Origin of the sequence: Sporosarcina koreensis (genome assembly GCF_001531445.1) — a bacterium.
GTDB lineage: Bacteria > Bacillota > Bacilli > Bacillales_A > Planococcaceae > Sporosarcina > Sporosarcina koreensis_C.
On sequence record NZ_LQYA01000147.1, the window covers coordinates 1 to 24,233 of the forward strand.

The 24,233-nt window shown below is 44.8% G+C and carries 26 protein-coding genes; 25 read left to right on the plus strand and 1 reads right to left on the minus strand.

The window, feature by feature from the left end:
• The 4 genes from rsgA to spoVM form a co-directional block, all read left to right on the plus strand.
• On the plus strand, window positions 1–530 hold a 530-nt coding region (rsgA, locus tag AWV70_RS15355), incomplete at its 5' end, for a ribosome small subunit-dependent GTPase A (protein ID WP_153010009.1).
• Between the two features lie 2 nt (window positions 531–532).
• On the plus strand, window positions 533–1,198 hold the full coding sequence (gene rpe / locus AWV70_RS15360) for a ribulose-phosphate 3-epimerase (protein ID WP_060209034.1): 666 nt from the start codon (window positions 533–535) through the stop codon (window positions 1,196–1,198).
• Window positions 1,198–1,851 carry a thiamine diphosphokinase gene (locus AWV70_RS15365; protein WP_060209179.1) on the plus strand — a complete coding sequence of 218 codons (654 nt, stop codon included), beginning with the start codon at window positions 1,198–1,200 and terminating at the stop codon, window positions 1,849–1,851. Before rpe ends, AWV70_RS15365 begins: the two co-directional genes overlap by 1 nt.
• Before the next feature lie 13 nt (window positions 1,852–1,864).
• Window positions 1,865–2,014: a stage V sporulation protein SpoVM gene (gene spoVM, locus AWV70_RS23500; RefSeq protein WP_153010010.1), complete on the plus strand. Its 150-nt coding sequence runs from the start codon at window positions 1,865–1,867 to the stop codon at window positions 2,012–2,014.
• 178 nt (window positions 2,015–2,192) lie between these two features.
• Here the strand turns inward: spoVM and rpmB are convergent, their stop codons facing one another.
• Window positions 2,193–2,381 (minus strand): 50S ribosomal protein L28, encoded by a 189-nt coding sequence (rpmB, locus tag AWV70_RS15370; RefSeq protein WP_060209036.1) that lies wholly within the window; start codon window positions 2,379–2,381, stop codon window positions 2,193–2,195.
• Between the two features lie 218 nt (window positions 2,382–2,599).
• Here rpmB and AWV70_RS15375 point away from each other — a divergent pair, with 218 nt between their 5' ends.
• From AWV70_RS15375 to trmD, 21 genes are all read left to right on the plus strand, one after another.
• A complete protein-coding gene (locus AWV70_RS15375) occupies window positions 2,600–2,959 on the plus strand; it encodes an Asp23/Gls24 family envelope stress response protein (protein WP_060209181.1) in 360 nt (119 codons plus the stop codon).
• 21 nt (window positions 2,960–2,980) lie between these two features.
• The gene (locus AWV70_RS15380) at window positions 2,981–4,639 is read left to right on the plus strand and encodes a DAK2 domain-containing protein (RefSeq protein WP_060209039.1); all 1,659 of its coding nucleotides are present in this window, start codon (window positions 2,981–2,983) and stop codon (window positions 4,637–4,639) included.
• A 122-nt stretch (window positions 4,640–4,761) separates the two neighbouring features.
• Entirely contained in the window at window positions 4,762–5,424 is a 663-nt protein-coding gene (gene sdaAB, locus AWV70_RS15385; protein WP_060209041.1) for an L-serine ammonia-lyase, iron-sulfur-dependent subunit beta, read from the plus strand.
• A 14-nt stretch (window positions 5,425–5,438) separates the two neighbouring features.
• Window positions 5,439–6,347, plus strand: coding sequence for an L-serine ammonia-lyase, iron-sulfur-dependent, subunit alpha (gene sdaAA / locus AWV70_RS15390; RefSeq protein WP_060209043.1), 909 nt, complete (start codon window positions 5,439–5,441; stop codon window positions 6,345–6,347).
• Window positions 6,334–8,376: an ATP-dependent DNA helicase RecG gene (gene recG, locus AWV70_RS15395; protein WP_060209183.1), complete on the plus strand. Its 2,043-nt coding sequence runs from the start codon at window positions 6,334–6,336 to the stop codon at window positions 8,374–8,376. The genes sdaAA and recG overlap by 14 nt, the downstream gene beginning before the upstream one ends.
• A gap of 331 nt (window positions 8,377–8,707) precedes the next feature.
• Entirely contained in the window at window positions 8,708–9,349 is a 642-nt protein-coding gene (locus AWV70_RS15400) for an HD domain-containing protein (RefSeq protein ID WP_060209045.1), read from the plus strand.
• Between the two features lie 206 nt (window positions 9,350–9,555).
• Complete coding sequence (fapR, locus tag AWV70_RS15405; protein ID WP_060209047.1) at window positions 9,556–10,137, plus strand: transcription factor FapR; 582 nt, start codon at window positions 9,556–9,558, stop codon at window positions 10,135–10,137.
• Entirely contained in the window at window positions 10,137–11,129 is a 993-nt protein-coding gene (gene plsX, locus AWV70_RS15410; protein ID WP_060209050.1) for a phosphate acyltransferase PlsX, read from the plus strand. The genes fapR and plsX overlap by 1 nt, the downstream gene beginning before the upstream one ends.
• On the plus strand, window positions 11,126–12,061 hold the full coding sequence (gene fabD, locus AWV70_RS15415; protein ID WP_060209052.1) for an ACP S-malonyltransferase: 936 nt from the start codon (window positions 11,126–11,128) through the stop codon (window positions 12,059–12,061). Before plsX ends, fabD begins: the two co-directional genes overlap by 4 nt.
• A 1-nt stretch (window position 12,062) precedes the next feature.
• Window positions 12,063–12,809, plus strand: coding sequence for a 3-oxoacyl-[acyl-carrier-protein] reductase (gene fabG, locus AWV70_RS15420; protein ID WP_060209055.1), 747 nt, complete (start codon window positions 12,063–12,065; stop codon window positions 12,807–12,809).
• A gap of 153 nt (window positions 12,810–12,962) precedes the next feature.
• The gene (locus tag AWV70_RS15425) at window positions 12,963–13,199 is read left to right on the plus strand and encodes an acyl carrier protein (protein WP_060209057.1); all 237 of its coding nucleotides are present in this window, start codon (window positions 12,963–12,965) and stop codon (window positions 13,197–13,199) included.
• 171 nt (window positions 13,200–13,370) lie between these two features.
• Window positions 13,371–14,138, plus strand: coding sequence for a ribonuclease III (gene rnc / locus AWV70_RS15430; protein ID WP_060209185.1), 768 nt, complete (start codon window positions 13,371–13,373; stop codon window positions 14,136–14,138).
• A gap of 2 nt (window positions 14,139–14,140) precedes the next feature.
• Entirely contained in the window at window positions 14,141–17,698 is a 3,558-nt protein-coding gene (gene smc / locus AWV70_RS15435) for a chromosome segregation protein SMC (protein ID WP_060209059.1), read from the plus strand.
• 34 nt (window positions 17,699–17,732) lie between these two features.
• Entirely contained in the window at window positions 17,733–18,722 is a 990-nt protein-coding gene (gene ftsY, locus AWV70_RS15440) for a signal recognition particle-docking protein FtsY (RefSeq protein ID WP_060209061.1), read from the plus strand.
• An 81-nt stretch (window positions 18,723–18,803) separates the two neighbouring features.
• Window positions 18,804–19,136: a putative DNA-binding protein gene (locus AWV70_RS15445; RefSeq protein WP_060209064.1), complete on the plus strand. Its 333-nt coding sequence runs from the start codon at window positions 18,804–18,806 to the stop codon at window positions 19,134–19,136.
• Window positions 19,137–19,308: 172 nt separating this feature from the next.
• Window positions 19,309–20,430 carry an RNA-guided endonuclease InsQ/TnpB family protein gene (locus AWV70_RS15450; protein ID WP_060209066.1) on the plus strand — a complete coding sequence of 374 codons (1,122 nt, stop codon included), beginning with the start codon at window positions 19,309–19,311 and terminating at the stop codon, window positions 20,428–20,430.
• Window positions 20,431–20,593: 163 nt separating this feature from the next.
• Window positions 20,594–21,949, plus strand: a complete 1,356-nt coding sequence (gene ffh, locus AWV70_RS15455) for a signal recognition particle protein (RefSeq protein ID WP_060209187.1) — start codon at window positions 20,594–20,596, stop codon at window positions 21,947–21,949.
• A 112-nt stretch (window positions 21,950–22,061) separates the two neighbouring features.
• Window positions 22,062–22,334, plus strand: a complete 273-nt coding sequence (gene rpsP / locus AWV70_RS15460) for a 30S ribosomal protein S16 (protein ID WP_060209070.1) — start codon at window positions 22,062–22,064, stop codon at window positions 22,332–22,334.
• A gap of 23 nt (window positions 22,335–22,357) precedes the next feature.
• Window positions 22,358–22,591 (plus strand): KH domain-containing protein, encoded by a 234-nt coding sequence (locus AWV70_RS15465; RefSeq protein ID WP_060209072.1) that lies wholly within the window; start codon window positions 22,358–22,360, stop codon window positions 22,589–22,591.
• A gap of 146 nt (window positions 22,592–22,737) precedes the next feature.
• Window positions 22,738–23,253 carry a ribosome maturation factor RimM gene (gene rimM, locus AWV70_RS15470; RefSeq protein ID WP_060209074.1) on the plus strand — a complete coding sequence of 172 codons (516 nt, stop codon included), beginning with the start codon at window positions 22,738–22,740 and terminating at the stop codon, window positions 23,251–23,253.
• A complete protein-coding gene (gene trmD, locus AWV70_RS15475) occupies window positions 23,253–23,996 on the plus strand; it encodes a tRNA (guanosine(37)-N1)-methyltransferase TrmD (RefSeq protein WP_060209189.1) in 744 nt (247 codons plus the stop codon). The genes rimM and trmD overlap by 1 nt, the downstream gene beginning before the upstream one ends.
• The last annotated feature ends 237 nt before the right edge of the window (window positions 23,997–24,233 follow it).

The following is a 24,233-nucleotide window of genomic DNA, read 5'->3' on the forward strand; positions in this document are numbered from 1 at the left end:
GGGAAAAAGATCTTCAACAAGCCGTATCCGCAACAGACTACTACCGAGGAATCGGCTACGATGTAATTGGAACTTTTATAGGAGATTCGGAACTTTTCCCGTTGTTGCAGCCTTATTTGGAAGAGAAGACGACAGTTCTTGCGGGTCAGTCCGGTGTTGGAAAATCGACTTTGCTGAATACGTTGATACCCGAGCTTTCTTTGAAGACCGGCGAGATTTCGGAAGCGCTTGGCAGGGGGCGGCATACAACTCGTCATGTAGAACTTTTAGAATTGGCGGGTGGCCTCGTTGCTGATACACCTGGGTTCAGCTCACTCGATTTCGATCATATCGAGAAAGAGGAATTACGGGATTATTTTGTTGAAATGGAAAATGTAGCAAATGAATGTAAATTCAGAGGCTGTTTGCATCTGAAGGAGCCAGGTTGTGCAGTAAAACAGAAAGTCGAGACGGGGGACATACTGCAGTCCCGTTACAATAATTATTTACAATTTCTTCAAGAGATTACTGACCGAAAGCCGAGGTATTGACAATGATTAAAATAGCACCTTCCATTTTGGCAGCTGATTTTTCAAAGTTGGCAGATGAAGTGATAGAAGTGGAAAAAGCGGGAGCGGAGCTGATCCATATCGACGTAATGGATGGCCATTTCGTTCCGAATATTACGATGGGACCGATTGTTGTGGAGGCATTACGTCCTGTAACGAATCTTCCATTGGATGTTCATCTCATGATTGAGAACCCCGATGCATATATTGAACAGTTCGCAAAAGCGGGAGCGGATTATATTACTGTTCATGTGGAAGCGTGCAGGCATTTGCATCGCACCATCCAACTCATCCGTTCATTCGGGGTGAAGCCGGGCGTCGTGTTAAATCCGCATACGCCTGTAGAGCATATCTTCCACATCCTTGAAGATATCGACATGGTCTTATTCATGACGGTCAATCCTGGATTCGGAGGGCAGAAGTTCATTCATACGGTACTTCCGAAAGTGAAGCAATTATCCGATCTGATTAAGGAAAAAGGACTGTCCATTGAAATTGAAATCGATGGAGGTGTCAATGAGGAGACGATCATTCCTTGCGTAGAGGCAGGCGCCACGGTATTAGTCGCTGGATCGGCCATTTACAACGAGGAGAACCGGACGGAAGCATTGCAGCGGATTAAAGCGGCAGGGGAAAGCGTGTTGAATTGATGGAAAAGGTCATCATTTGTGCCGGTGGGCCGGTCGGAGAATTGCCTGACTTAGCTGCTTACGAGTCAGATGAATCGATTTTTATCGGTGTGGATCGTGGGGCAATTCATTTATTGGATAAAGGAATTGTCCCTGTTGAGGCGGTTGGAGATTTTGATTCTGTGAGTGAAGCGGAGTTCAGTAGAATAAAAGAATCAGTGGAACGAGTCGACTCTTTCCAGTCTGAAAAAGACGAAACGGATACGGAACTGGCGATGGCACGTGCTATCGCTTATCATCCGAAGGAAGTCATTTTAACCGGCGTCACGGGTGGAAGATTAGATCATTTTGAATCGGCATTGCATTTATTGTACCGGATACAAAGTGAACATAAAGACGTTGCATTTCTCATCCGCAATGCTACTAATGAGCTTTCATTATTTTACCCGGGCGTCCATCGTGTTAAAAGAAATGCACAGCTTCCTTATGTATCATTTTTCCCCTTCGGCAGCATAGTGGAAGGTCTGACGTTGACCGGCTTCAAGTATGAGACGGTTAACGAAAGGATGGAATTGGGCATGACAAGATTCACAAGCAATGAACCAATTACAGAAGTTTGTACTATCTCATTCCGGCAAGGCATATGCTTAATGGTAAGAAGTTCAGATTCCTGAAAGGAGAAGGGAATTGCGAGTTTATACATTTACGATGCCGAAGTTTCTAAGTAGCTTTGTTCGAAAATGCATGGTGGTTTTCCAAAAAGAAGATAAGGCGAAAACTCAAGCTACTGCAAGCCAACGAAACAGAAAACGGAAAAAAGAAAAAACGTCAGGCTGAACTAATCGGCCTGGCGTTTTATTTCTTTTTGTCGTATTGTTGGAACGCGATAAAATCTATTGTCTAGCTTCAACGACCTGCCCCGCAGGTCTAGCCATATTGGCTGTGTGGCAAAAAGCGCCACTTCGCCAATCCGTCTTATGCCTGTCGGGCCAAAACGGCCGTTTCCGCAATTCGATTAAACGCGTTGCACTTTACCTGATTTAAGTGCTCTTGCAGATACCCAAACACGCTTTGGTTTACCGTTAACAAGAATACGGACTTTTTGAAGGTTAGCCCCCCAAGTACGTCTGTTAGCGTTCATTGCGTGTGAACGGGCATTTCCCGTACGAGCTTTGCGTCCAGTAATAACACATTCTTTAGCCATTTTTATGACCTCCTCGCTAATAATGATTAAGCGATTCACTATCTAATTCGCATACCATAATACTTTATCACAGGAAATAAAGGCATGCAACCTTTTTTCACGATGCTTTCAAGTGAAATTCCTTTACATCGGTTTCTACGCTTTTCTTCTGCTTTTCTATTGATATGGTGTATAGTACAATGGGGATAGTTATTATGGATGCAGGAGGGGAAGCTTTCATGTCAATCGAGATGAAGAACGATTACGGTACGATAGATATTACGAATGACGTCATTGCCCAAGTGGTGGGAGAGGCGGCAATCGAATGCTACGGAATTGTCGGCATGGCTTCACGTCATCAGATCCGGGATGGACTTACGGACATCCTTGGGAAAGAGAACTATGCAAAAGGAGTCATCGTCAGGAATATTGGAGATGAGACGCATATCGATATGTATGTCATTATCGGATATGGAACAAAAATCTCTGAGGTCGCATACCAAGTGCAATCCAAAGTCATCTATACATTGAAAAAGACATTATCGTTAACAGTGGATTCAGTGAATATATTTGTTCAAGGAGTTCGGGTGACGACCTGATAGAAGGAGGAAAACAGTTCAATGAATTTTATTGATGGTGTGAAATTTGCCGACATGGTGAGGATGGGTGCGCATCACCTTCATCAGAATGCAGACTATGTCGATTCACTTAACGTGTTTCCCGTGCCTGATGGGGACACAGGGACAAATATGAATTTATCCATGACATCCGGTGCCAAAGAGACCGAAGCGAATGTGTCTGCGCATTTGGGCAAGACCGCCCAAGCTTTGTCCAAAGGGCTATTGATGGGTGCACGAGGGAACTCCGGCGTTATCCTATCCCAATTGTTCCGCGGATTTGGCAAAGCGGTGGAAGAGGAAGCGAAGCTTGATAGCGTGAAGTTCGCGAATGCGTTGGAGTATGGGGTGCAGACGGCATACAAAGCGGTCATGAAACCTGTTGAAGGAACAATTCTAACTGTCGCCAAAGATGCAGCGAATAAAGGTGTAGAAGTGGCGAAATCGACTACGGATATTATTGAAGTGATGGAAGCAATCGTTGAAGAGTCGAAAGCTTCATTGAAACGGACCCCTGATCTTCTTCCTGTGCTGAAAGAAGTCGGTGTCGTTGATAGTGGTGGACAGGGCCTTGTCTATGTATATGAAGGCTTTTTGGCATGTCTGAAAGGCGAAGGGCTTCCTGAACGGACGAATATGGACCTGATGGAAGATCTAGTTAACGCTGAGCACCATCGAGGAGTTCAAGGATTCATGAATACCGAGGATATCGTATACGGATATTGTACGGAATTCATGGTGAAATTCGAAGATGAAAAAGTAAAGAAGCATCCTTTCGAGGAAAGCGATTTCCGTCAGGACCTCAGCAAATTCGGGGATTCTTTGCTAGTCATTTCAGATGAGGAAATTGCGAAAGTACATATCCATACCGAAGAACCGGGAGACGCGTTGAATTACGCGCAGCAATATGGTTCCCTCATCAACATTAAAATTGAAAATATGCGTCAACAGCATATCGATATCGTCGGTGAAAGCCATTCTGTGAAAAAAACGGAGGCTGCTTCACATCCTTATGCGATTGTGACGGTTGCAATGGGGGCAGGAATTGCAGACTTGCTGAAGAGCATCGGCGCATCTGCTGTCATTGAAGGCGGACAGACAATGAATCCGTCAACCGAAGACATCGTCAAGGCAATCAAAGATGTTGGCGCTGAGCGTGTCATCATTTTACCAAATAATAAAAACATCATCATGGCAGCAAAGCAGGCGGCGGAAGTGATCGGCATTGAAGCGGCCGTCGTCGAAACAAAATCCGTTCCTGAAGGATTGGCAGCAATTCTTGCATTCAATCCCGAAGCTGGAGTAGCGGAAAATGAACAAGTCATGTCAAGAGCTGCTGCCGGTGTGAAGACAGGACAAGTCACGTATTCAATCCGAGATACATCCATCGATGGCATCGACATTAAAAAAGATGATTTCATGGGACTTGCAGGCAGTAAAATCGTAATTTCCAACCCGTCTTTGGATGATGTGATGAAGACATTGCTTGAATCGCTCATCGATGAAGATGATGAAATTGTAACAATCATCTATGGAGAAGACGTAACGGAAGAAGAAGCAACTGCGATTGCAGATTACGTGGAATCCACATTCGATCATACTGAAGTGGAGTTGTATAACGGGAAACAACCTTTATATCCTTATATCCTTTCCGTGGAATAATACAAAAAACGACGGCATCCTACAATGATAGGGGTGCCGTTTTTCTATTTTGTCTTTATACGAAAATTACTGTAAAATGAGAGTAAGCGTTTGCTTTCTTTTTAAGAATGGGGGTATTTTGTATGAAATACAGATCGGTTTTTGAAATTATCGGTCCCGTCATGATCGGGCCTTCATCGTCACATACCGCAGGAGCTGCCCGTATCGGCAGGGTCGCTCGCGATTTATTCGGGCGTCAGCCGGAATGGGCGAGAATCCATCTCTATGGTTCTTTTGCAGAAACCTATAAAGGACATGGGACAGATGTTGCGATTATCGGGGGATTATTGGATTACGATACATTTGATGAAAGAATAAAAACAGCGTTTGAAGATGCTGCAGCACTAGGCATGACGTTCGAGTTTATTCCTGAAGAGGAAGAAGCAGATCATCCGAATACAGCAAAAATTGTTATCGGCGACAAACAAGGTGAAATGGAGCTCGTCGGCATTTCAATCGGTGGCGGAACGATGGAAGTCACGGAGTTGAATGGTTTTCCACTACGCTTGTCCGGACATTTTCCAGCGTTGCTCGTTGTACATGACGATCGTGCGGGTGTCATTGCGAATGTTTCTAACGCCATCGCTTCACAAGGGATGAATATTGCCCATATGGAAGTCGGCAGGAAAGAAAAAGGGAAAATGGCACTTATGGTCATCGAAGTCGATCAGATGTTTGATGAAACACTTCTAAATGAATTGAAAGCATTGCCGAATGTCACGCAAGTTTCGACATTGGCGAACTGAGGAGGGGAATAGATATGGAAGTACTATTCGGTACAGTGAAGGAATTAGTAGCTCTTGCAGAAGAGCAAAAAAAGCCAATTTCAGAAATTATGATTGAACAGGAAATGCTTATTACAAAACGTTCTCGTGAAGACATTGTCGCACAAATGGAGAACAACTTGACTGTCATGGAAAGTGCAGTCGAACAAGGGTTGCAAGGTGTAAAATCGACCTCAGGCTTGACGGGAGGAGACGCCGTTCTTCTTCAAAATTATATCAAGTCTGGGAAATCGCTGTCAGGCGATCTCTTATTAGATGCGGTCAGTAAAGCGGTTGCGACAAATGAAGTGAATGCGGCAATGGGGATGATTTGCGCCACTCCAACAGCAGGAGCTGCCGGAATTGTGCCCGGAACGCTTTTCGCTGTGAAAGATAAATTGAACCCGACGAGGGAACAAATGGTGAATTACTTATTCACGTCAGGTGCATTTGGATTTGTCGTAGCAAATAACGCCTCCATTTCGGGAGCGGCAGGAGGATGTCAGGCGGAGACGGGATCAGCTGCTTCGATGGCTGCCGCCGCGATTGTTGAAATGGCGGGAGGAACGCCTCAGCAAAGCGCAGAAGCTTTTTCAATCGTCATGAAAAACATGCTCGGTCTCGTCTGCGATCCAGTAGCAGGCCTTGTAGAAGTGCCGTGTGTGAAGCGGAATGCGATGGGAGCCGCGAAAGCGCTTGTCGGTGCAGATATGGCACTTGCAGGAGTCGTCAGCAGGATTCCAACGGATGAAGTGATTGAAGCGATGCATAGAATCGGACAGTCCATGCCTTCTGCACTAAGGGAAACCGCCAAAGGAGGCTTGGCTGCCACACCTACTGGAAAGGCGCTGGAAGCTGAGATTTTTGGAAAGGACAAGCCAGCACGTGACACTGTCAATTCTTGACCCGGTCACAAGCCTGAAAGGAGTAGGGAAGGCATCTGCTGAACAACTTCAAAAACTGGGCATTGAAACAATTGAAGAGTTGATTAATACTTTTCCATACCGCCATGAAGATTTCAGATTGAAAAATTTGGCTGAAACGCCGCATAATGAACGGGTCACTATTGAAGGAAGGGTCGAAAGTGAGCCTTCCGTTCTTTTTTTAGGGAGAAATAAGTCACGACTTCAAATCCGGCTACTAGCCGGTAATCATCTCGTCAAAGCGGTCTTCTTCAATCAGCATTACTTGAAAGATCGACTTGGAATCGGGATGACCGTGACGGTGACAGGTAAATGGGATCGTGGCAGGCAAGTGATCAATGTGAGCAATTTCAGTGAAGGGCCGAAAACAGATCATGCTGATTTTGAACCTGTCTATAGTTTGAAAAACGTTATGCACCAGAAGACGTTCCGAAAATATATGAGGCAGGCCCTGGATCTTTGCAGCAATGAAATCGAAGAAGTCCTCCCGCTTTCATTGCGGGAAGCCTATATGTTGCCGTCGGTTGGAGAAGCACTCGAAATGGTTCACTTTCCAAAATCGCCGAATGATGTAAAACAGGCACGAAGGCGTTTCATATACGAGGAATTATTGAAATTCCAGCTGAAAATGAACGGCATGAAGAAAATCCGCAAGGAAATGGAAAAAGGAATTCCGATTCACTATGATCTTGAGCGATTAAAGGAGTTCATTGCCTCACTGCCTTTTGAATTAACGAATGCGCAGAAAAAAGTAGTGAACGAGCTTTGTGCTGAATTGAAGAGTCCGACAAGAATGAACCGTCTCTTGCAAGGTGACGTAGGTTCCGGTAAGACGGTCGTAGCAGCAATCGCTCTGTTTGCAGCGATTACAGGAGGATTCCAAGGAGCGCTTATGGCGCCGACAGAAATTCTTGCTGAGCAGCATGCCGACTCCCTATCTTCTTGGCTTGAGCCGTTCGGGGTGAAAGTCGCTTTCCTATCAGGGTCCACGAAAGGCAAAGCGAGAAGGATCATCATTGAGAAATTGCAGAGCGGAGAAATCGATCTGCTGATCGGAACACATGCATTAATTCAACCGGATGTCGGTTTCGCAAATTTAGGTCTCGTCATTACGGATGAACAGCATCGGTTCGGCGTGGAACAACGCCGCGTATTACGGGAAAAAGGACTGAATCCTGACGTCCTTTTCATGACAGCCACTCCGATTCCAAGGACTTTGGCAATCACTGCATTCGGAGAAATGGATGTTTCCATCCTTGATGAAATGCCAGCAGGACGTAAGAAAGTCGAAACATACTGGTTAAAAGAAGATTCCCTATTGCCTGTGCTACGGAAAATGGAGAAGGAGCTGCAGGCTGGAAGACAGTCATATGTCATTTGTCCACTAATCGAGGAATCGGACAAGCTGGATGTGCAAAATGCGGTTGACGTCCATTCCCAGCTCACCCATCATTTTGTTGGGCGGTACACAGTCGGCCTTATGCATGGAAGACTTCATCCTGATGAGAAAGATGCCATCATGAGGGACTTCAGTGAAGGGAAAATCGATTGCCTTGTTTCGACGACCGTCGTCGAAGTGGGTGTGAATGTACCGAACGCAACATTCATGCTCATCTATGACGCCACCCGTTTTGGACTTGCCCAGCTCCATCAGTTAAGGGGCAGGGTCGGCAGGGGGGCGGACCAATCGTATTGCGTCCTTCTTGCCGATCCGAAAAACGAGGAAGGGAAAGAACGGATGCAGTCGATGACAGAGACGAATGACGGATTCCTCTTAGCGGAAAAAGACCTTGAGCTGAGAGGTGCAGGCGACTTCTTCGGCAAAAAGCAAAGCGGAATGCCCGAATTCAAAATGGCTGACCTTGTACACGATTATCGTGCGTTGGAAACGGCACGTCAAGATGCCGAGAAAATGCTTTTGTCGGACGATTTTTGGACCTCTCCAGACTATAAATTCCTAAGAGAAGACTTGGAACAATCCGGCGCACTTTCACATGAGCGAATGGATTAAGATTATCATTATCACCTTTATCATTAGCGGAGGCATTCAACTTCAGGCGAGCGTTTTCCAAAAGAAACGGATGTAGCCTGTTCGCAATGCAACGAGGCTGTCGCAGAAAGTCGAAAGATTGACTTTCTGTGACAGTTTTTTTGTAATTTTGATATTGCCGAACCAAAAAGCATGCAGCCCTCGTGGTGTGATATTATTCCTTATCTGCATACTTTAGTCGCAATAAGGGAAAGTATTTAAAGACAATACGTAAACGTGAACACGGCCATTTTTAAAAGCATATTAGGTTTTTACGATAGTCCCAAAAAATATAGAAGTGGTGATGATTAGGATGGGTGTACATCAATATTTTAAAAGCTTATCTGATTTGGAACAAATTATTCGTTGCCCAGGAAAGTTCAAATATCAGGAGCATTCCGTTGCCAGTCATTCATTTAAGGTGACAAAAATTGCTCAATTTCTTGGAACGGTTGAAGAGGAATCTGGTCAGAAAGTGGATTGGAGAGTCTTGTATGAAAAGGCATTGAACCATGATTACGCGGAACTTTTTACAGGAGATATTAAGACGCCTGTAAAATATGCTTCGAAAGAGTTGAAGCAACTATTCAGTGAAGTGGAGGAAGAAATGACAAGGAAGTTTGTAGAAAAGGAATTACCATCTGAGTTTCAAGCGATTTATTTGGAGCGATTTAAGGAAGGTAAAGATGAGACATTGGAGGGGCGCATTTTATCTGTTGCTGATAAAATCGATTTGCTTTATGAAGCATTTGGAGAGATCCAAAAGGATAATCCAGAGCCATTGTTTTTAGAGATATACGAAGAAGCACTAAGGACAATACTGCTATTTCAAGATATGAAGTGTGTAAAATACTTCCTAGAACACATTCTTACGGATATGCTCAGCGAACGATTTACTGAACATGATGAGTTAACGGGCATTGCCATGCGGATAATTGAAGAACATGGAGGTTAAGAGATTTATACAACAGTTCTACTTCGGACGACTTTTTCATTTTAGTCTATCGGCATCTTTTGCTGATAGGTTTTTTATTTCAAAGAAATATTGAATTTGCATAAGATGCGGATTTTAAGCATTGCCTAATTTTTGTAGAAATCCATCATGAACTATGATAATATACTGGTATTAGTACCAAGTGCTAATCCGGAAGGGTGAAACGATTGAGAGTGCCAAAAAGGGAGAGGCAGCGCCAGCTTGAAATGAGCCTCGAACAAAATCCTTTTCTGACAGATGAAGAATTGTCCAAGCAATTTAAAGTTAGCGTCCAGACGATTCGATTGGACCGACTGGAATGTGGAATTCCGGAATTGCGTGAACGATTGAAAACAGTTGCTGCACGAACGATGGATGCAGAAGTGAAATCGCTCCAGTCAGATGAAGTGATTGGTGATATCATTGATATTGAGTTGGATAAAAGGGCAGTTTCCATTTTTGACGTAAGCGATGATCATGTTTTCCAGAGGAATGGAATTGCTCGTGGCCACCATTTATTCGCACAGGCGAATTCATTGGCCGTTGCTGTTCTCGATGATGATCTTGCCTTGACGGTAACATCTACATTAAATTTCCTGAAGCCTGTCAAATCGGGCGATCGGGTTATTGCTCGTGCCACTGTGGATAAGAGTCGTTCAAATGACAAAAGAACATATGTCGAAGTCATCTCAACTGTCGAAAACGAGACGGTTTTTACTGGTGAATTCCAGATGTATCAGACTACGGACCACAGTAGGAGGGAAATATAATGATCATTGCATTAGATGGAATGGGCGGAGATCATGCACCAGGTGAAATTATTGAAGGCGCACTTCTGAGCCTATCGGAATTTGAAGATATACATATACATATTTATGGAAATGAAGAAAAGATGAAGCCCTATTTGAAAGGCCATGACCGCTTGAAAATGTTTCACTGCACGGAACAGATTGAAGCCGATGATGAGCCCGTTCGTGCGATCAGAAGGAAGAAAGATGCCTCCATGGTAAGGATGGCACAAGCTGTGAAAGATGGTACAGCAGACGCGTGTGTTTCTGCAGGCAACACAGGCGCGCTGATGTCAGCAGGCCTTTTCATCGTCGGACGGATTGATGGCATCGATCGCCCGGCGTTATCACCAACATTGCCGACAATCGATGGTCAAGGCTTCGTCTTCTTGGATGTCGGAGCAAATTCAGACGCAAAGCCTGCTCATTTGCAGCAATATGCAATCATGGGCAGTATTTATGCGGAAAAGGTTCGTGGTATTCAAAAGCCACGCGTTGGACTTTTGAATATCGGTACCGAAGAAGGAAAAGGGAATGAATTGACGAAAGCGGCTTACGATCTCTTATCGGAAGCACCTATTCATTTTGTCGGCAATGTCGAATCGAGGGATATTTTAAGCGGAGCGGCAGATGTCATTGTAACGGACGGGTTTACAGGGAATATGGTTTTAAAGACGATTGAAGGGACAGCTTCCGGATTCTTTTCGATGTTGAAAGAAGTATATGGGGCCTCTTTGAAGTCAAAACTATCGGCGGCAATGGTGAAAGATGGCCTTCGTGGTTTGAAAAAGAAAATGGATTATACAGAGTATGGAGGGGCGGGATTGTTTGGATTGAATTCTCCCGTCATCAAGGCACACGGCTCCTCTAATGCCAATGCGATATTAAATGCGATTAGACAAGCGAGGACAATGGTCGAATTCGATGTGTGCGGAACGATCAGGAAGACAGTTCGAAAGGTGGATGCGGAATGACAAAAGTGGCGTTTATATTCCCGGGACAAGGCTCGCAAACCGTTGGGATGGGTGTGGAATTATTTAATGGAGGCGGGGGATTTCTTGAACGGGCGGATGAAGTTTTGCAGTACGATTTAAGTCGTTTAATTACGGAAGGTCCTCAAGAGGAGCTGACATTGACATACAATGCACAGCCCGCACTTTTGACAGTCGGCGCCATGATCGCTTCAAGACTCGTCGAAGAAGGCATCACACCTGATTACACTGCCGGACATAGTCTTGGTGAGTATACGGCACTTGTTGCTTCGGGTGTCCTTTCTTTCGAGGACGGGGTGTCAGTCGTCCATAAGCGCGGCTTATTCATGAATGATGCAGTTCCTGCAGGAGAAGGAGCGATGGCGGCTATTCTTGGTCTGGATGGCGAAAAGCTTCAAGAGGTGACAGAATCTATTACAGCAAATGGAGATCCTGTTCAACCAGCCAATTTAAACTGTCCGGGACAAATTGTCATATCAGGCACGAAAGCAGGCGTCGAAAGAGCTTGCGTGGAGCTTAAGGAAGCAGGGGCGAAAAGAGCGATTCCCCTCGATGTGAGCGGGCCATTCCATTCATCCCTCATGAAGCCTGCAGCGGAACGTCTGAGAAAAGCATTGGATGAAGTGGAAATGAAAGACGCCTCGATACCTGTTGTAGCGAATGTAAATGCGGAAACAGTTTCCGACCGTGAGGATATCAAGCAGCTACTTGTCGAACAATTATATTCTCCGGTCCGTTGGGAAGATTCTGTCCGTGAGTTGATCAACCTGGGAGTAACACATTTCATCGAATGTGGCCCTGGAAAAGTGCTCAGTGGTCTTGTAAAGAAAATTGATAGATCTGTTACTGTGCTTTCTGTCTATGACGAAGAGACGTTACAAACGGTCATCGATGCAGCGAAAGGGTGGGAATAATATGGGTAGATTTGATGGGAAAACGGCGATTGTCACAGGTGCTTCAAGAGGAATCGGTCGCGAGATTGCGATACTGCTAGGTAAAGAAGGCGCCCGCGTAGCAGTCAACTATAGCGGCAGCAAAGAAAAGGCGGAAGAAGTCGTTGAATTGATCAAGCAATCCGGCGGCGATGCTTTTGCCATTCAAGCGAATGTTTCAGATGCCGAACAAGTGAAACAGATGATCGACGAGACGTTGAAAACGTTCGGTTCAATTGATATGCTCGTAAATAACGCTGGGATAACGCGTGATAATCTATTGATGCGCATGAAGGAAGACGAATGGGATGATGTTATTAACATCAATTTAAAAGGAGTCTTCCTCTGTACGAAAGCTGTCACGCGACAAATGATGAAACAGCGTGCTGGGAAGATTGTCAACCTTGCATCGATCGTCGGCGTCATCGGTAATCCGGGGCAAGCGAATTATGTCGCTGCAAAAGCCGGAGTGATCGGCTTGACGAAGACAACCGCAAGAGAACTTGCTTCAAGGAATATTACCGTGAACGCAGTCGCTCCAGGCTTCATCACAACCGACATGACCGATGCCCTTCCCGAAGATGTGAAAGAGCAAATGTTGGGTTCCATTCCTTTAGGCAAATTAGGATCAGCAGAAGACGTAGCAGGTGCAGTTGCATTCCTATTGTCAAACGATGCAAATTATATAACAGGACAAACAATTCATGTTGATGGTGGCATGGTAATGTAATTTTTTCTGCAACACTAGTGTCCAGCTTCGGGTGGCAGCTGCTCGGGTCATAAGCCAGTCATGCTGTGCGGCAAAGAGCGCCGCTTCGCATGCCTATCTTATGCCTGTCGCAACTAACCGCCACCCTACGCTTTTCTTTGAGAGGAGGTGACTATGTTGTCAGTACTTGAACGTGTAACGAAAGTGGTTGTCGACCGTCTTGGCGTCGATGAAAGCGAAGTGAAACCTGAAGCTTCTTTCAAAGATGATCTCGGCGCAGACTCTTTGGATGTCGTTGAGCTAGTTATGGAATTGGAAGATGAATTCGATATGGAAATTTCCGATGACGATGCCGAAAAGATCGGAACTGTTGGAGATGCAGTAAAATATATCGAAGAAAAAGTGAACTGATTTTAGTAGGTATCCGAAAAAATGTGCGCATTCTACATGCCGCACTTCCAATGAGATGCTTTCATCCTTTCTTACGAAACGAAAGGATTGAAAGTATCTCTTTTCGGTTTTGCATGTACGGCAGGAACAATGTAAAATTAAATGGACTACGAACTGAAAGGCAGAATCTTGATGACTAATAAACGGAACGTAAAAAGTAAATATCCAACAGTTCCACTTCCAAGCGAAGTACGGAAAAAATTTGAAGACTTGCAACGGCATCTCAACATCCATTTCAAAGATGAATCACTTCTTTATAATGCATTTACGCATTCGTCTTATGTCAATGAACACCGTCGTAAAAACTTCACGGATAACGAAAGGCTCGAATTTCTAGGAGATGCCGTATTGGAACTCGGCGTTTCACGCTTCCTTTATGCGACTGAACCAAACATGAGCGAAGGGGAGTTGACAAAATTGCGGGCGGCCATCGTATGTGAACCTTCTCTCGTCAAGTTCTCGAATGAACTTCATTTCGGTGAATTCATTTTGCTCGGCAAAGGGGAAGAGCAGACTGGTGGCAGATTACGGCCTGCATTGCTTGCGGATGTATTTGAAGCGTATATCGGCGCATTGTTTTTGGACCAAGGAATGGAACCGGTTACCCAATTTCTTGAAAAGGTTGTATTCCCGAAAATCGGGGACGGTGCTTTTTCGCATGTGATGGATTATAAAAGCCGCTTGCAGGAAATCGTTCAACAGACGAACAGCGGCAGTTTGAACTATGAAATTGTCGAAGAAAAAGGTCCTGCGCATGCGAAAAAGTTTGTCACCGTCGTTAGATTGGAAAATCGTGAACTCGGTACCGGAATTGGTAGATCGAAAAAAGAAGCCGAGCAGGAAGCGGCCCGTCAAGCCATCCAAGTATTAAGAGGAAATGAGGCCGAAGGAGAGAACTGATTGTGTTTCTGAAAAGAGTTGAAATTATCGGGTTCAAATCATTTGCCGAACGGATCGGCATTGATTTCGTTCCGGGCGTGACAGCCATTGTAGGTCCGAATGGCAGTGGAAAAAGCAATATTACCGATGCGATCCGTTGGGTGCTCGGTGAACAATCGGCCAAATCCCTCCGTGGTGCGAAGATGGAAGATGTCATTTTTGCAGGCAGTGATTCCCGAAAGCCGTTGAATTACGCGGAAGTGACGTTGATTCTAGATAACACGAATGGGCTGTTCCCGCTTGATTATACGGAAATTAGCGTTAGCCGCCGGGTTTTCCGTTCGGGGGAGAGCAATTATTTATTGAACGGCCAACAATGCCGGTTGAAGGATATTAATGACGTTTTCATGGATTCGGGGTTAGGGAAAGAAGCTTTTTCAATCATTTCCCAAGGGCGTGTCGACGAAATCCTGAACAGCAGGCCGGAAGATAGAAGAAGTATTTTTGATGAAGCTGCAGGTGTGTTGAAATATAAAACACGCAAACGGAAAGCGGAGCATAAGCTTTTCGAAACGGAGGACAACTTAGATCGCGTCCTCGATATTCTTAAAGAATTGGACACGAGGATCGGCCCGCTTGAAAAGAACGCAGAGACCGCTAAAAGACATCAGCTGCTGTCTTCGGAAATAAGGGAAGCCGATGTCCGACTTCTGAATTACGATGGTTCGAAACTGCGTGATGAGATTATCGCGAAAACTGGACTGATCGAGGAAAAACGATTGCAACGTGAACAATTGGTGTCGGAGATTGGCCAAGCTGAACAGCAATCCAATGCGTATAAGATGCGTTTGGCGCATACTGACCAAACGATTGAAACGCTCCAAAAGCAATTGGTGGAAATTAGCGCTGAAGCGGAGAAATGGGAAGGCCGCCGTCTCTTGTCGCTTGAAAAACAAAAGAATACAGAGCAGCAACTCAATAGGATTCAGCAAGAATTGGCGGATGCTCAAAAGGATAAAGAAGAGCTAGTCGTCAAACTGGCAGCTATGAAAGAGAAATTGGCCATCACACGATCTTCTTTGGAAAAAATCAATTCTGAAATGAATGAAATTGCTCAAATCCTGAAAAGGTCGGTTAAAGAGACCGAAGAGGAAATTGATGAATTGAAGTCATCCTATATCGAAATGCTGAACGAAGAAGCGACGATCCGAAATGATTTGAAACATATTGAGGAACGGATGCAAGGGGAAAAAACTTCCACAGTCCGTATTTCGGAACAAACTTCCGTTTTGAAAAGCAAGCTTAAAGGTTTGCAAGAAAAAAGGTCGATCCAAACTACTGAGCTGGCTTCCTTGCAGGAAAAAAAGGATAAAGCGGATGCGGCTTTTCAGCGATCTGAAAAGCTTTACCGTGAAGCTGAAGAGGAACTGTCTATCCAGCAGCAATTCATGAATAATGCGATGAACAAACAGTCGGAGATGCAAGGGAGGCTGCGTGCACTTCAAAGTTTGGAGGCGGAGTTTTCCGGGTTTTATTCCGGTGTCAGAGCTGTCCTCATTGCGGCGAAAGAAGGGAAATTGCGTGGTGTGGATGGGGCTGTAGCAGAACTCATCACCGTAGAAGACCCACATATAAAGGCGATTGAAACGGCTTTGGGCGGCGCGATGCAGCATATGGTCACATCGACAGAGGCGGAGGCACGGAATGCAATCGGTTATTTGAAGCAGAAGAATGCGGGCCGTGCGACTTTTTTGCCGCGAGACGTCATAAGGTCTAGGAAACTTCCAATCGGGCCACTGCGTACAGTTGAACAACATCCAGAATTCATCGGAACTGCCGATCAGCTTGTAAAGACAGATTCCGCCTATTCAACCATCATCGAAAATCTTCTTGGAATGACTATCGTCGCGAAAACATTGGCTGGAGCTTCCGCCATTGCCAAATTGCTAGGATATAAATTCAAGATCGTCACACTCGACGGTGATATCGTGAATGCAGGCGGTTCTCTTACCGGGGGGGGAGCGAAAGGGCAGTCGACCGTGTTTTCAAGAAAAGCGGAATTGGAGACGCTGAATGCTCAACTCTCAAAAATGACTGCTTCGATCAAAACGGCAACAAGCAAAATTGGCGATTCGAAAATGTCAGTTGCCCAACATATGCATGATACAGAAAAATATCGGCAATTGATGGATTCCTTAAGGCAGGAAATGGTTTCTGCGGACTCTGTCTTACGGGAACTCGACATGGAAATTAGGGCGATTGAATCGGAAATCTCATTAGCAGAAAGAGGGATCGCCGGCGCGGAAAACGTTGGCGCAGAACTGCAAAACAAGAAAAAGGATTTACTTGAACGACACGAGTTAATTAAATCATCGCTCGACTCCACTCAAAAAGAAGTTGAAACGCTTGAACGATTGGCAGCGAATCGACGGAACGAGGAAGCGGCATTGATGGCTCAAAATAGTGAACTTCGAGAGCAGGCAGCCAGCCTTCGTGAACAAAAAGGACATCAACAGTCCTTGATTACGGAAATGGAGCAATCGCTTCACCAGCTGGCGCAGAAAATAGCTACTTTGGAAGTCGATCGGGATCTTTATGCTGAGCATGAAATGGGTATCGACCTAACACCGGAAGAAATCGCGACCCATATAGATCGATCTGCGAATGAAAAGTCCACGATAGAACAGTCCTTATCTTTTGAACGGGGCAATAGGAATCAAATTGCAACAGCGCTGGAAAAACAGGAAGATCTATTGAAGGGTCTTCGTTCAGATGAAGGGAAAGCCGTCTCTTCATTGAATGAAATAAATGTTGCAGTTTCACGTCTTGAAGTGAAATATGAAGCTATCACAAATCGCTTATTGGATGAATATGGCCTCTATCCTGATTTTGAAGCGGAAGATGACTTTGATGTGGACACAACAAGGAATCGGGTCGACCAACTGAAAAATGAAATCGAGTCGCTCGGTTCCGTCAATCCGAGCGCAATCCAGGAATTCAAAGAAGTGTCCGAGCGTCATGCATTTTTGACCGAACAGCGGAACGATCTGCTTGAAGCGAAAAGCACACTCAACGAAGCGATGTCTGAAATGGACCGGGAAATGGAAATGCGATTCGGTACGACTTTCAATGCGGTAAGAAATCGGTTCCATGTCGTCTTCAAAGAAATGTTCGGTGGCGGAGATGCAGATTTGATTCTCACCGATCCTACTAACCTACTGGAAACAGGAGTTGAAATCGTCGCGAGGCCACCTGGCAAAAAGCTGCAGAACCTGAGTCTGTTATCCGGCGGGGAAAGGGCGCTCACAGCGATTACCTTGCTGTTTTCGATCATTGAAGTGCGTCCTGTCCCATTCTGCATTTTGGATGAGGTTGAAGCTGCGCTCGACGAAGCGAATGTCATCCGGTACAGTAAGTATTTGAAGAAGTTCTCGAACAACACCCAATTCATTGTCATCACCCACCGGAAAGGGACGATGGAAGGGGCGGATGTCCTGTATGGAATTACCATGCAGGAATCGGGAGTCTCGAAGTTGATTTCCGTGAAGCTTTCCGAAGTTCCCGCCGAAGTGTTAGGGTAAAGATGGACAGTAATAGAAAAAGGAGAGAGTCTGATTGGCTTTTTTTAAAAAACTGAAAGAGAAAATTACGGGTACAAATGAATCGGTAACCGAAAAATTCAAGGATGGTCTTTCGAAGACCCGAAATTCATTCACTTCAAAAGTGAATGACCTCGTAGCACGTTTCCGTGAAGTCGACGAGGAGTTTTTCGAAGAGCTCGAGGAACTGTTATTGCAAGCGGATGTCGGCGTCGAAACAGTGATGGAACTAGTCGATCAATTACGATGGGAAGTCCAAAGGAAAAACATCAAAAACACCGAAGGCATCCAATCGGTCATCTCCGAGAAACTGGTGGAAATCTATAAAGATGGCGAAGAATTAGACACCGAATTGAATATGCAGGATGACTTGACTGTGATTTTGATGGTTGGAGTCAATGGAGTAGGAAAAACGACGACAATCGGAAAGCTTGCGGCGCGTCTTAAAGAGGAAGGGAAGACCGTCATGCTCGCGGCAGGGGACACGTTCCGGGCGGGAGCAATCGATCAATTAGTCGTTTGGGGCGAACGCGTTGGTGTCGAAGTGATCAGGCAATCGGAAGGATCCGATCCGGCTGCTGTCATGTATGACGCCATTCGTGCTGCAAAAAGCCGTAAAGTCGACGTATTGATTTGCGATACCGCGGGCAGATTGCAAAACAAAGTGAACTTGATGAATGAACTTGAAAAAGTGCATCGTGTAATCGGCAAGGAAATCGAGGGAGCGCCACATGAAGTTCTTCTCGCACTTGATGCGACGACCGGTCAAAATGCATTGATCCAGGCGCAGACATTCAAAGAAGCGACGAATGTAACTGGAATCGTACTTACGAAGCTAGATGGGACCGCAAAAGGAGGAATTGTTCTAGCGATCCGCAATAAGCTCAACATCCCGGTCAAATTTGTCGGTTTGGGCGAAGGGATGGACGACCTCCAACCATTCGATCCTGAAAAATACGTCTACGGACTTTTCGCGGAAGGATTGGAGAAAGAAGCTGAGGAATAAACTCCTCAGCTGCCTCATCAAGTAAATTTACTTGACAGTTCATTCCTTGCATACTAAGATTGACAGAGGGGGCGAAGCGCTATGCTTGAAAAAACGACACGCGTCAACTTCCTCTATGATTTCTATCAGACGCTGTTGACCGAAAAACAACGGGTGTACATGCAACTTTATTATCTCGATGACCTCTCTCTCGGCGAAATAGCCGAAGAATATGGAGTGTCGAGACAGGCTGTCTATGACAATGTCCGAAGAACGGAAGCTATGCTGGAAGATTATGAAGAAAAACTGAATCTTTTCTCCAAATTCCGGAAACGGATGGAGATTATTGATAAGCTTGAACAGCTTGTGCTCGGAAATGATGAAGCATCTGAAGAAATGCGGATGCTGATGAATGCACTGAAAGATCATGAATAGGGGATTTAACACTGGGCGTTACGAGACTATGGAGTTTTCGATCCATCTCACGTTACAAAACGATAATAGATATTTCTCTCATGAAAAACTCTATCACTTCTTGGTATTAAAGGTAAAGTATGACTAAATTAAATTGATAAAGCTAAGAAGTTGATTAAGGAGTTGTTAGAGAATGATTCTATCGAGGAAAGTTAGACTCCGGCCGACTAAGGATCAAGAACAACAGCTATGGAAGTCTGCGGGGACTGCAAGATGGGCGTATAATTGGGTTTTAAACAGACAACAAGAAAACTACAAACAAGGTGTGAAGTTTATTTCCGACCGTGATTTACGGAAAGAGCTAACTCAACTAAAGAAAACCGAAGAATTGAAATGGCTGAATGATGTATCAAACAATATTACTAAACAAGCTATTAAGGATGCTTGTCTCGCTTTCCGGCGGTTTTTTAAAGGGCAAGCAAAGTTCCCGAAATTCAAAAGTAAAAGAAAGTCAAAAGCATCTTTTTACAACGATACTGACAAATTGAAAATAAAAAACGAACTTGTTTTGTTTGAAAAAGTAGGTTGGGTAAAAGTAAGTGAACAGCTTCCTATGGGCGTTAAGTACACCAATCCGAGAATTAGTTTTGACAATAAATATTGGTATATTTCCGTAGGGATTGAAGAAAGAATTGAACAACCTCAATTAACAGATGAAGTTGTAGGGATTGACTTAGGTATTAAAGAATTAGCGGTTTGTTCCAATGGCCAAGTATTCAAAAACATCAACAGAATGGAAGAGATAAGAAAGACCGAGAAACGCTTGCGTAGGTTGCAACGAAGCGTATCCCGCAAATACGAAATGAATAGGGAGGGAAGCCGTTTCGTCAAAACAAGCAACATTATAAAATCCGAAAAGCAAATACAACTCCTACACAGACGATTAACAAATATCCGAAACAATCATATTCACCAAACGACGAACGCTATCGTGAAAACCAAGCCAAGCAAAGTTGTCATGGAAGATTTGAATGTTCAGGGTATGATGAAGAATCGTCATCTTTCAAGAGCTATAGCTAATCAAAAGTTCCATGAATTCACTCGTCAAATGAAATACAAGTGCGAAAAATATGGGATTGGATTCATGCAAGCTGATCGTTTTTACCCTTCATCTAAAACGTGTTCATCATGTGGAACAATAAAGAAAGACATAAAACTTTCTGACCGTGTTTATTCATGTGAATGTGGATTGATTTTAGATAGGGATGTAAATGCATCATTGAATTTAGCGAGCTATGGAAAATTAACAGCTTAGTCCCTTTAAGGGTACTGTTAATGTGTAGGGTTCGTTGTACCCGAATTTACGCTTGTGGACTGTTAGACCAAACGAAAGTAGCTTCGGCAAAATCGGACAGGATGAAGCAAGAAATAAACATGACTTTATTGGATTTTATAAGGTTTTGGCAACGGGTCTATGCATGGCATTTGAAGGTTTAGCCCAGCGCCTGCAAGGGACGCTTCAGAAAATAAAGGGCAAAGGCAAGATCAGTGAGGCAGACGTCAAGGAAATGATGCGAGACGTGAGATTTGCACTTATCGAAGCCGACGTCAACTTGAAAGTCGTAAAGGAGTTCGTCAAGACAGTCAGTGAGCGGGCTGTTGGCCAAGACGTCATGAAGAGTCTGACACCCGGCCAGCAAGTCGTAAAAATCGTCAAAGATGAACTGACGGAATTGATGGGCGGGGAGCAGAATCCGATCCAATTTGCAAGAAAAGCACCGACAGTCATTATGATGGTCGGCTTGCAAGGGGCCGGGAAAACGACGACGTCGGGTAAGCTTGCGACAGTGCTTCGCAAACGCCATAATAAAAAGCCGCTTCTTGTTGCGGCGGATGTTTATCGTCCAGCTGCAATCCAGCAATTGGAGACGCTTGGGAAACAATTAACGATGCCCGTCTTTTCATTGGGTACCGATGTCTCCCCGGTTGAAATTGCGCGGCAAGCACTTGCGGAAGCTGAAAAAGAACACCATGACGTGGTCATCATCGATACGGCCGGACGTTTGCATGTCGATGAAAACCTGATGCAGGAATTGAAGGATATCCGTGAACTGAGCAAACCCGACGAAGTATTCCTCGTCGTCGATGCGATGACGGGGCAGGATGCCGTCAATGTAGCAAAATCATTTGACGAAGCAATCGGCATCACGGGAGTCGTCTTGACTAAACTAGACGGAGACACTCGTGGCGGTGCTGCATTATCCATCCGCTCCGTTACCCAGAAACCGATTAAATTTGTCGGTATGGGTGAAAAGATGGACGCTTTGGAACCTTTCCATCCAGAACGTATGGCCTCCCGGATTTTAGGGATGGGCGACGTCATGTCTTTAATCGAAAAGGCGCAGGAAAATGTCGACGAGGAGAAAGCGAAGGAGCTTGAACAGAAGTTCCGCACGCAAACATTCACGCTCGACGACTTTTTGGATCAGCTTCAGCAAGTGAAGAAGATGGGTCCTTTGGATGAAATTTTGAAGATGATGCCTGGAATGAATAAAATCAAAGGGCTTGAAAACGCCCAAGTCGATGAAAGCCAGATGGGGCGTGTCGAAGCGGTCATCCGCTCGATGACAATTGCAGAACGCACAACACCTGAAATCATCAATGCGAACAGACGTAAGCGGATTGCGAAAGGATCGGGGACTTCCATCCAAGAAGTGAACCGTCTATTGAAGCAATTCGAAGATATGAAGAAGATGGTCAAGCAAATGACCAACATGCAGCAAAAGGGTAAAAAGAAAATGAAAATGCCCGGTTTCGACTCTTTATTCAGATGAAAACGGGGAATTCTAGCGGAATTTTAAGGTGTTAAGAAAAAACACTTTACAAACATGAAAAACCTTGATAATATACTATCTTGTGTGAAACTATTCGGAGGTGCAAGAAAAAATGTCAGTAAAAATTCGTCTTAAACGTATGGGAGCAAAGAAAACTCCTTTCTATCGTATTGTTGTAGCAGATTCACGTTCACCACGTGACGGTCGTCAAATCGAAACAGTAGGTACGTACAACCCACTTACAAAACCTGCTGAAGTAAAAATCGACGAAGAATTGGCTCTTAAATGGCTTCAAAACGGTGCTAAACCTTCTGATACAGTACGTAACCTGTTCTCAGAACAAGGCATCATGGAGAAATTCCACAACGCTAAATACGGTAAATAATCAGGTAATCAGGAGGGGTGGACATGAAGCAGCTGATTGAAACGATTGTCAAACCTTTGGTCGATCATCCCGGAGACGTTCAGGTCGACAAAGATGAGCAACATCATCGTGTCACTTATAAACTTTCCGTAAATCCCGAGGACATGGGGAAAGTGATCGGAAAGCAGGGGCGTGTCGCAAAAGCGATACGAACTATTGTTTATTCAGCAGCAGGAAGTCACCACGGTAAGAAAGTTTACCTTGATATTGTTGATTGACATTCGTCATGAACAACAGGTTTCTCAAATGAGCTCAATGCTTGCCTAGGAGACCAACACAAAAAAGGAGGGAGCTCAGGTTCCTTCCTTTTTTGTCTACTTAAAGAAGTAAATTCATGTCCCGAATGAAAAGGAAGGTGTATTGTATGCAATGGTTCAACGTTGGAAAAATTGTCAACACACATGGAATACACGGTGAAGTGCGTGTTATCTCACGCACGGATTTCCCCGATGAAAGATATGCAGTCGGAAATGAACTCTCTCTATTCATGCCAAATGAAAAAAAGCCGATTAAGTTGATTGTAGCAAGTCATCGTCGCCATAAGAACTTCGACCTTCTTACCTTTGAAGGGCATATCAATATCAATGATGTCGAAAAGTACAGGGACGGCATATTGAAAGTTTCTGAAAAGCAGCTCGGCGATTTAGATGAAGGCGAATTCTACTATCATGAAATCATCGGTTGCACCGTCAATACAAATACGGGCGAGGAAATAGGAGAAGTGACGGAAATAATCGAAACAGGGGCCAATGATGTTTGGACTGTGACGCCGAAATCCGGAAAACCGCATTATATCCCTTATATCGATGATGTTGTTAAAGAAATCGATATCGAGAAGAAACAAATTATCATCGAGCCGATGGAAGGGCTTCTTTCATGATGAAGATAGATGTCCTCTCGCTGTTTCCTGAAATGTTCGAAGGGGTTCTCCACTCTTCTATCATGAAGAAAGCACAGGAAAACGAAGCGGTTTCATTCAACGTGACCGATTTCCGGGAATTTTCCGGCAATAAGCACCATAAAGTGGATGACTATCCATACGGTGGCGGAGCAGGGATGGTTTTGAAACCGGAACCGCTCTTTGCAGCAGTCGAATCGCTCGCCCTCGAAGAGTCAAAGAAGCCCCGCGTCATCCTCATGTGTCCACAAGGCGCAAGATTCGACCAGCAAAAGGCTGAGGAGCTTGTAAAGGAGGAACATCTTGTCTTCCTTTGCGGACATTATGAAGGCTATGACGAGCGTATACGCGAGCATCTTATCACAGATGAAATATCACTCGGGGACTTCGTTCTGACAGGTGGGGAGATCGCATCCATGGCAATCATCGACAGCGTCGTCAGGCTACTGCCAAATGTCTTGGGAAATACAGATTCACCAGTCCATGATTCATTCTCAACAGGGCTCCTCGAGCATCCCCAATACACGAGACCCGCTGATTTCAGAGGCATGAAAGTTCCCGACGTGCTCCTATCAGGAAACCACGCCGAAATCGAAAAATGGCGCCAAGAACAATCACTAAGACGCACATTCGAACGCAGAAGAGACCTATTAGATAGCGCTCCATTGACTGAACATCAAAAGAAAGTATTTAAGCGTCTTATTGAAGAAGAACCTGATTGTTAGGCAACCCCGTTGATTGTAGCGAAAGCCGGCGACTCCTGCGGGAACAGTGTCAGCTGAAAGCCCCGCAGGAACGTAGTGACGAGGAGATTGAAGCCGTGCCCGCGGAAAGCGTCCGGCTGAAGCCGAAATCAACTTTTTTGTCTTGCACATAACGTCCCATTATGATAATATCTACTATGTACTTCTATGAGAAGTGCATACTGACTGGTGTTCCGCTGCAAAGGCAAAAAGTGCAAG

Excerpts from the sequence above, each read along its gene's own strand:
- AWV70_RS15375 (WP_060209181.1), top strand. The coding sequence starts at position 2,600 with ATGTCAATCGAGATGAAGAACGATTACGGTACGATAGATATTACGAAT.
- AWV70_RS15380 (WP_060209039.1), top strand. The coding sequence starts at position 2,981 with ATGAATTTTATTGATGGTGTGAAATTTGCCGACATGGTGAGGATGGGT.
- AWV70_RS15450 (WP_060209066.1), top strand. The coding sequence starts at position 19,309 with ATGATTCTATCGAGGAAAGTTAGACTCCGGCCGACTAAGGATCAAGAA.
- AWV70_RS15365 (WP_060209179.1), top strand. The coding sequence starts at position 1,198 with ATGGAAAAGGTCATCATTTGTGCCGGTGGGCCGGTCGGAGAATTGCCT.
- AWV70_RS15445 (WP_060209064.1), top strand. The coding sequence starts at position 18,804 with ATGCTTGAAAAAACGACACGCGTCAACTTCCTCTATGATTTCTATCAG.
- rpsP (WP_060209070.1), top strand. The coding sequence starts at position 22,062 with ATGTCAGTAAAAATTCGTCTTAAACGTATGGGAGCAAAGAAAACTCCT.
- rnc (WP_060209185.1), top strand. The coding sequence starts at position 13,371 with ATGACTAATAAACGGAACGTAAAAAGTAAATATCCAACAGTTCCACTT.
- sdaAA (WP_060209043.1), top strand. The coding sequence starts at position 5,439 with ATGGAAGTACTATTCGGTACAGTGAAGGAATTAGTAGCTCTTGCAGAA.
- rimM (WP_060209074.1), top strand. The coding sequence starts at position 22,738 with ATGCAATGGTTCAACGTTGGAAAAATTGTCAACACACATGGAATACAC.
- AWV70_RS15425 (WP_060209057.1), top strand. The coding sequence starts at position 12,963 with ATGTTGTCAGTACTTGAACGTGTAACGAAAGTGGTTGTCGACCGTCTT.
- sdaAB (WP_060209041.1), top strand. The coding sequence starts at position 4,762 with ATGAAATACAGATCGGTTTTTGAAATTATCGGTCCCGTCATGATCGGG.
- AWV70_RS15400 (WP_060209045.1), top strand. The coding sequence starts at position 8,708 with ATGGGTGTACATCAATATTTTAAAAGCTTATCTGATTTGGAACAAATT.
- ffh (WP_060209187.1), top strand. The coding sequence starts at position 20,594 with ATGGCATTTGAAGGTTTAGCCCAGCGCCTGCAAGGGACGCTTCAGAAA.
- plsX (WP_060209050.1), top strand. The coding sequence starts at position 10,137 with ATGATCATTGCATTAGATGGAATGGGCGGAGATCATGCACCAGGTGAA.
- rpmB (WP_060209036.1), bottom strand. The coding sequence starts at position 2,381 with ATGGCTAAAGAATGTGTTATTACTGGACGCAAAGCTCGTACGGGAAAT.
- trmD (WP_060209189.1), top strand. The coding sequence starts at position 23,253 with ATGAAGATAGATGTCCTCTCGCTGTTTCCTGAAATGTTCGAAGGGGTT.
- rpe (WP_060209034.1), top strand. The coding sequence starts at position 533 with ATGATTAAAATAGCACCTTCCATTTTGGCAGCTGATTTTTCAAAGTTG.
- fabD (WP_060209052.1), top strand. The coding sequence starts at position 11,126 with ATGACAAAAGTGGCGTTTATATTCCCGGGACAAGGCTCGCAAACCGTT.
- fabG (WP_060209055.1), top strand. The coding sequence starts at position 12,063 with ATGGGTAGATTTGATGGGAAAACGGCGATTGTCACAGGTGCTTCAAGA.
- AWV70_RS15465 (WP_060209072.1), top strand. The coding sequence starts at position 22,358 with ATGAAGCAGCTGATTGAAACGATTGTCAAACCTTTGGTCGATCATCCC.